The sequence below is a fragment of the Phyllobacterium sp. genome (assembly GCF_037994405.1).
Classification (GTDB): domain Bacteria; phylum Pseudomonadota; class Alphaproteobacteria; order Rhizobiales; family Rhizobiaceae; genus Phyllobacterium.
Window position 1 is genome coordinate 1 of sequence record NZ_JBBNAN010000358.1, and the last position, 6,264, is coordinate 6,264.

Genomic DNA, 6,264 nt, shown 5'->3' on the forward strand with positions numbered 1-6,264 from the left:
TTTTGCTTTCTCAGTTTTCGCTGCAGTCTCCAGCGTGGGCAGGGGGGTCGATCTTGCTTTCGACCAGCCTGCCAAGCATGGGGATGCCCACTCCACCAGGATACAGGGACGGGTCGCTGTGATCGACGGACGAACACTATGGTTTGCTCGTCGCGGCGTTAGTGTTCGGCTGGCCGATATAGACAGCTGCGAGCTGCCGCAGTGGTCCTTTGATCCGAAGGCCACAGCGCCAAAGGATAGAACCCTTGCTCCCGTGCCATGTGGTGCGCTGGCCAAGGCCTGGTTGAAGCGCACGGTGGGGAGCGCTGCCGTCACCTGCCAACTTACTGCCGACATCTATTCAGATGCGACGGTTGGAGTTTGCCAGGTCAAGGGTCAAGACCTCGGCTTCGAAATGCTGCGTGTGGGATGGGCCAGACTCATTACACCCTTTCCCGGTAACAGCAGGTATTTTGAGGCCCAGCGTTATGCTGTCGCCGCCCGCTATGGGATGTGGGCGACGTATGTACTGGATATGGCGGAATGGCGGAGGAAGGCGATTGATCGGACAATAGGGCGGCCTCCGCTCGCTGACCTTAATCTCCTTGGTGAGCGCCAAAGTGAGATATCCCCGCCGTTCTCAGACGCCCGACGCCAACCGCCGCGCCGTGACCGATAGTCATTCCTGATCGACAAATATAAGGAGCAATCTCCGTGAAGTATTTGGTCGCAATGCTGCTCTCGATTGCTTTTTCCAGCTTGCCTTCCCATCACGCGCAAGCGAGCGAATGGGGCTGCGAAGTTCTTCTTTGCGCCGCCTCGTCCAATCCATCTTGGCATGGGGTCGAGACCTGCCATCCTCCAATGGAAAAACTAATACTTGCAATGAAGACGCCCGGATTTTCCTGGCCTACCTGCCCGGAAGGTGGTGCCGGCAAACCGGGATATGTGAAATACGTTGATTGCCCGGCTGGTTGGGCGCCGGTAGCCCGCGATGATCCACGCGATAAGGGCTTTTCTAGTGAAGCGTCGCGGTGCACGCGTAAAGTGATGACTTGTCGAGGCGGACGCGGCTTTTCGCGCTTTGCCGGCAAGGGTCACACTGAAACGATGGCTGACGGCGTCACACGTGTCCGCGCTGGCAATAGTTCGTGCGTCTATACGGAATATAAGCCTCGTGCCCTACGGAGTGAGCCCTATTATTTCGATATTAAGGACGAAGCGACGGGGCAGCCAAACCGGTTCTGGTTTGATCTACAAAAATAAGCCATTCACACGCCAGGACACGATGCCACGCTGGCAAGCATTCGGTTTCATTGAATTATCTCCACTGCGACGACGGCAGCAGTGCGATCCTGCGAACCAAGCCCATAGCCATTTGACCGCAACGTGATGTAAGAGTCATGCGTCACAGTGGATCAGTGGAAATAATGACGACGAAATTGGAAAGTCAAATCGCAGAATTGGGACTGGTGAAAACGACCGACCCTGAGAACGAGAAGCCGGTCTACCGACGCGAGGGCTTCGACAAGATCGCCACGTTCGAAGAACTCGACAGCAAAGTTGGCGAAGCGCTGCGGAAGTGCCGCCAGCATAAGAGGTTGAGCAGGGCGGAACTCTCAACGCTCGTTGGCTTAAGCGAGCAAGTGTACGGGCGCTATGAGCGCAACGCGTCGAAGATGCATGTCAGTAGGCTCATTCATCTCAGCGAGGTCTTGGGCACTTCGCCGCTTGGGATGCTGTACACAGCTGCCCCGCATTTATGGGGAGCAACAAAGGATGAAGCCGATTTGCGCTTTCGGATGATGGAATTGTTGGAAGACCTCCCGATCGAAACGATGAAATCCGTCGCCGCACTGGTCGAAAAGCTGTCGGATTTGCAGCGGATCGCTGACGATGTGAAGGTATCATAGGGAAAACACGTGGTCACAGCTTTACACGAACTGACGCAAGGAGCGGAGGAGGCGGGTAAGGCATTCGTCGTCCAGGAAGCTCTTCGTCGCACATAGATACCCCACGAAGTGGATGATCTTTGATTGCGCATCCGCGATGGACTGTGGCTCGAGGTCCATCAATTGCTCACGAAGATAGCTTTCTCTCCTCAGCATTTCCCATAGCTCGCCTTCCAGTTTGTCCGAACGCGGATTCTTTGAGTTGAGGAGGTTGATTTGTATAATGAGTGCCGCATGCTGCTCAAGGAGGCAGAGCAGTTTCCCATCATTGTTTAGATCGGTCATATGACTCATCGGCTCTTTACCGCTCCTGGGCAATTCTCGCTTCGCAAACGAGCAGCTTTCGAACGAGGCGTGTCTTGGCGGCCTGGTTTGCGAAAGCAACTTGTGGTTTCTTCAAAGGGTCGCCGGCCCGGCCGGCCGCCGTTGCCGCAAAGAAACTGGCTAACTCATTTAAGCGCGGAGCGCGTTCGCATTCTTCAAAAAACAAAGATAGATCTCGCATGTCATGATCCGTGGTTCGACATGCATCGGTGCGCAGTTCCCCTAAGGTCTTGGACTTAAAGCGATTTTGGCCGACGGCTGCACTCAAAGTCAGTTCGCAGCTATCTCGCTCGGGCTGAAAAAGACTGGCAAGATGCCAGAAGAAGAGTAAAAAGAGCAGCTTTAGCGTGCATTCATAATCTTGATGTCCGTTCAAGAACTTGACGTAGAATCGAGCGGCACAGCGTGAAAAACGGTTGGTGATAAGTTGGGGTTGTCAGCAAAAGGTTGCCGCCGCCTTCCCGCGGAGTGAAAGGGTTCTCTAGATGGTCAATACCGCAGTTATTGATCCGGACGCCGTCAGACGCGCGGCTCGCTCCACACTCGTCCATGAGCACGCCACTTGGCAGTCGGTTCGCGCCAATCTGATCCGGCGGACTGGGCTCGGACGACAAGAAACCCAAATCGCGGCGAACGATCATATAATCCTCCTCAACATCCGAGGCATTGCGAAGGAGGGGGAAGACTATCTCAACGGTCGCCGCGTCGTTTTCGTGCCACGACCTCCAGGCTCTCTGTCCTTTATCCCCGCTGATCACGCCTGGACGGGTTGGGATGATGGCGACCCGACCGCCTCGTATCTTTTTATCACCGTTGATAAAACGTTTGTCTTGGGCCTGTTGGAGAGAATGCCGGGCTCCCACATCGAGAGACTTGTGCCCGACCTCGGATTTCAGGATTCCTCAATTCAATTTGCCGCACGCCGGATAGGGTCGGAGATAAAACACCGTGACTCTGCGGGTGCTCTCATGGTCGAGAGCCAAGCCGCTTCAATCATCGCGCAGCTCCTGAGGCGGTCCGGTAAACCTCGGGTACTCTTAAAAGGCGGGCTTGCCCCCACGGTGCTCAAACGGGCCATTGATAGGATCGAGGAGTCGCTCGAAAGGTCCGTCAGTCTAACGGAACTAGCCAAGGAAGCTGACCTAAGCGTTGCGCATTTCTGCAGAGCATTCAGACAATCGACCGGGTGGCCGCCGCATGCTTTTCTCAGCCGCCGAAGACTGGAGCGCGCAACGGGATTGCTGAGGTCCTCAGACCTGTCGATAACGGAAGTTGCTCTCGCATGCGGCTATTCAAGTGGAAGCCATTTATCGAGAGCCTTCCACAGAGAAATAGGGACACCGCCAAAATTGTATCGGAGCGTCTGGAAGCGTTAGTATCAGATGATCCTGCCGGACGAGATTACAGCAAGATTTTGAAAGCACGATCTCAGCCAAATGCATAGTTGTATGAAAGCGAATTTGGGCGGGAGAAAGCAAAGATCCACCTCATATGCGGATTCCGAGGCAAGCCGCCCCCACATTCCGAAATCATTCCGCCCCCCAATTCCGAGAATTAGTCGCCCCCTTATTCCGAGATGATGCCGCCCCCTGATCGGGGCCGTTTGTCGGGGGTGTCCTGCTGGTGAGAAGTTCGTCCTTTCAGTTGCCTGAGAGGAAGGAACGCGATGCCAGCGGAGAGACTAAAGATGCGGCGTGTCCGCGAGATTCTGAGATACAGATTTGAGGAAGGGCTCGGCCACAAGTCGATTGCGGTGCGGGTTGGTGCCGCTCCTTCGACTGTGCGCGAGACGTTGCGCCGTGCCGAGGTTGCCGGGCTTTCCTGGCCGTTGGGCGATGATGTGAGCGATGCTGTCCTGGAGGCAGCGCTCTACAAGGCTGCTGGCACGAAGACGGGGCATCGCCGCAGCGTCGAGCCGGATTGGGCCCATGTTCACCGCGAGCTGAAGCGCAAGCATGTGACACTGCAGATTTTGTGGGACGAATATATCGGTCATCACCCGGATGGATATCGCTACAGCCGCTTTTGCGATCTTTACCGCGGCTGGGCAATGAAGCTGCCGGTGACGATGCGTCAAGATCATGTGGCCGGCGAAAAGCTGTTCGTCGACTATGCCGGTGACACGGTCACCGTGGTCATCGACCGATTGTCGGGCAAGACGCGGCAAGCCCATCTGTTCGTGGCAGTGTTGGGCGCATCGAGCCTGTCCTTCGCCCAGGCACGCTGGAGCGAGACGCTTCCTGACTGGATCGAATGCCACCTGCTTGCGCTGGAGGCCTTTGGCGGCGCGCCGGCGCTGCTCGTTCCCGATAATGCCAAGGTTGCCGTCATCAAGGCCTGCCATTTTGATCCGCAGGTCAATCGCACCTATGCCGGGATGGCGGCTCACTATGGAAGCTCTGTTCTTCCGACCCGACCCCGCCGGCCGCGTGACAAAGCAAAAGTGGAGGCGGCTGTTCGCATTGTCGAGCGTTGGCTTCTCGGTCGAATGCGTCACCGGGTCTTTTACAGCCTTGCCGACGTCAATGCGGCGATTGTCGAATTGCTCGTTGATCTCAACGACACCCGTGTTCTGCGCCGCGTCGGGCGCACGCGACGTCAATTGTTTGAAGAGATCGACTATCCGGCTTTGCGTCCGCTTTGCGTCGAACGATACGTCTTTGCCGAATGGCGCATACGCCGGGCCGGGCTCGATTATCACGTCGATATCGACCGACATTACTACTCCGTGCCCTACCGATTTGCCCGTGAGCAAGTCGAAGCGCGCATCACCGCCAACACGATCGAGATCTTCCACAAAGGCGAGAGGATCGCCGCCCACAGGCGCTCGAGCGGCAATGGCAAGCACACGACAACGCCGGAACACATGCCATCATCCCATCGTCGCTTTGCCGACTGGACGATCGAGCGCATCAGCCGCGAAGCGTCGGCGATCGGATCGGACGTTGCATTGCTCTGCGAGCGTATTCTGGCTGATCGACCGCATCCGGAACAGGGCTATAGAGCCTGCCTGGGCATTATCCGCCTCGTCAAAGCGTTTGAGCGCGAACGGGTCAATGCGGCCTGCGGGCGTGCGCTGGAAATCGGCGCCCGAACCTATGGATCGGTTCGCTCCATTCTCGACAATCACCTCGACCGATCGTCGGCATTATCAAGCACAACGTCACCTGAACCGATCAACCACTCCAACATCCGCGGTCCCCGCTACTACCACTGAGGAGAAGTCATATGCTTGCACATCCTACCCTTGATAAATTGAACGCCATGGGCCTGACCGGCATGGCCAAGGCGTTCAACGAGCTGATCAATAACGGCGAGAGCGAACAATTATCCCATGCCGAATGGCTCGGGCTGCTCCTGGAGCGAGAATGGAGCTCGCGCCACGATCGCAAGCTTGCCGCACGTCTGCGGTTTGCCAAGCTTCGTCATCACGCTGTGCCTGAGGATGTTGATTACCGCAGTGAACGCGGTCTCGATCGCGCACTGTTCATGAAACTGATCGGCGGCGACTGGATTGATGCCCACGACAACCTTGCCATTTGCGGGCCATCCGGCGTCGGGAAAAGCTGGTTAGCCTGTGCGCTCGGGCACAAGGCATGCCGCGACGATCGTTCTGTCCTTTATCAGCGCGTGCCACGGCTGTTTGCCAATCTTGCCCTTGCTCACGGCGATGGACGATACGCAAGGCTGCAACGCACCCTCGGGCATGTCCAGCTCCTGATCCTTGATGATTGGGGTCTGGAGCCGCTCAACGAGCAGGCACGCCACGATCTCCTGGAAATCCTCGAAGATCGCTACGGACGCCGCTCGACCATCATTACCAGTCAGCTTCCAGTATCAGCCTGGCATGAGATCATCGGCAACCCAACCTATGCCGATGCCATACTCGACCGCCTCGTTCACAATGCCCACCGCATCGACCTATCCGGGGAAAGTTTACGGCGAAATCAGCGCCGGAAATCTTGACTCCTGACACTAATGAACTGACAACAATCAATGCCAGCAGGAC

The 6,264-nt window shown here is 56.6% G+C and carries 8 protein-coding genes; 6 read left to right on the forward strand and 2 right to left on the reverse strand.

Annotated features, from left to right (window positions below; all coding sequences use genetic code 11):
* The 3 genes from AAAC48_RS19840 to AAAC48_RS19850 all read left to right on the forward strand — a co-directional run.
* The coding region (locus AAAC48_RS19840; protein WP_340655832.1) for a thermonuclease family protein at window positions 1-658 on the forward strand (658 nt) is incomplete at its 5' end.
* A gap of 35 nt (window positions 659-693) precedes the next feature.
* Window positions 694-1,245 carry a hypothetical protein gene (locus AAAC48_RS19845; RefSeq protein WP_340655833.1) on the forward strand — a complete coding sequence of 184 codons (552 nt, stop codon included), beginning with the start codon at window positions 694-696 and terminating at the stop codon, window positions 1,243-1,245.
* 164 nt (window positions 1,246-1,409) lie between these two features.
* A complete protein-coding gene (locus AAAC48_RS19850; protein WP_340655834.1) occupies window positions 1,410-1,892 on the forward strand; it encodes a helix-turn-helix transcriptional regulator in 483 nt (160 codons plus the stop codon).
* A 21-nt stretch (window positions 1,893-1,913) separates the two neighbouring features.
* On the opposite strand, the gene AAAC48_RS19855 is transcribed toward AAAC48_RS19850, so the two are convergent.
* Together AAAC48_RS19855 and AAAC48_RS19860 are read right to left on the reverse strand one after the other, a co-directional pair.
* Window positions 1,914-2,216: a hypothetical protein gene (locus tag AAAC48_RS19855; protein ID WP_340655835.1), complete on the reverse strand. Its 303-nt coding sequence runs from the start codon at window positions 2,214-2,216 to the stop codon at window positions 1,914-1,916.
* 16 nt (window positions 2,217-2,232) lie between these two features.
* On the reverse strand, window positions 2,233-2,631 hold the full coding sequence (locus AAAC48_RS19860) for a hypothetical protein (RefSeq protein WP_340655836.1): 399 nt from the start codon (window positions 2,629-2,631) through the stop codon (window positions 2,233-2,235).
* A 592-nt stretch (window positions 2,632-3,223) separates the two neighbouring features.
* Between AAAC48_RS19860 and AAAC48_RS19865 the strand changes: the two genes are divergently transcribed.
* The 3 genes from AAAC48_RS19865 to istB all read left to right on the forward strand — a co-directional run bounded on the left by AAAC48_RS19865 (window position 3,224) and on the right by istB (window position 6,221).
* A complete protein-coding gene (locus AAAC48_RS19865) occupies window positions 3,224-3,631 on the forward strand; it encodes a helix-turn-helix domain-containing protein (protein WP_340655838.1) in 408 nt (135 codons plus the stop codon).
* Window positions 3,632-3,942: 311 nt separating this feature from the next.
* On the forward strand, window positions 3,943-5,472 hold the full coding sequence (gene istA / locus AAAC48_RS19870) for an IS21 family transposase (RefSeq protein ID WP_340655839.1): 1,530 nt from the start codon (window positions 3,943-3,945) through the stop codon (window positions 5,470-5,472).
* 11 nt (window positions 5,473-5,483) lie between these two features.
* The gene (gene istB, locus AAAC48_RS19875; RefSeq protein ID WP_340655837.1) at window positions 5,484-6,221 is read left to right on the forward strand and encodes an IS21-like element ISRel16 family helper ATPase IstB; all 738 of its coding nucleotides are present in this window, start codon (window positions 5,484-5,486) and stop codon (window positions 6,219-6,221) included.
* Window positions 6,222-6,264 lie beyond the last annotated feature (43 nt).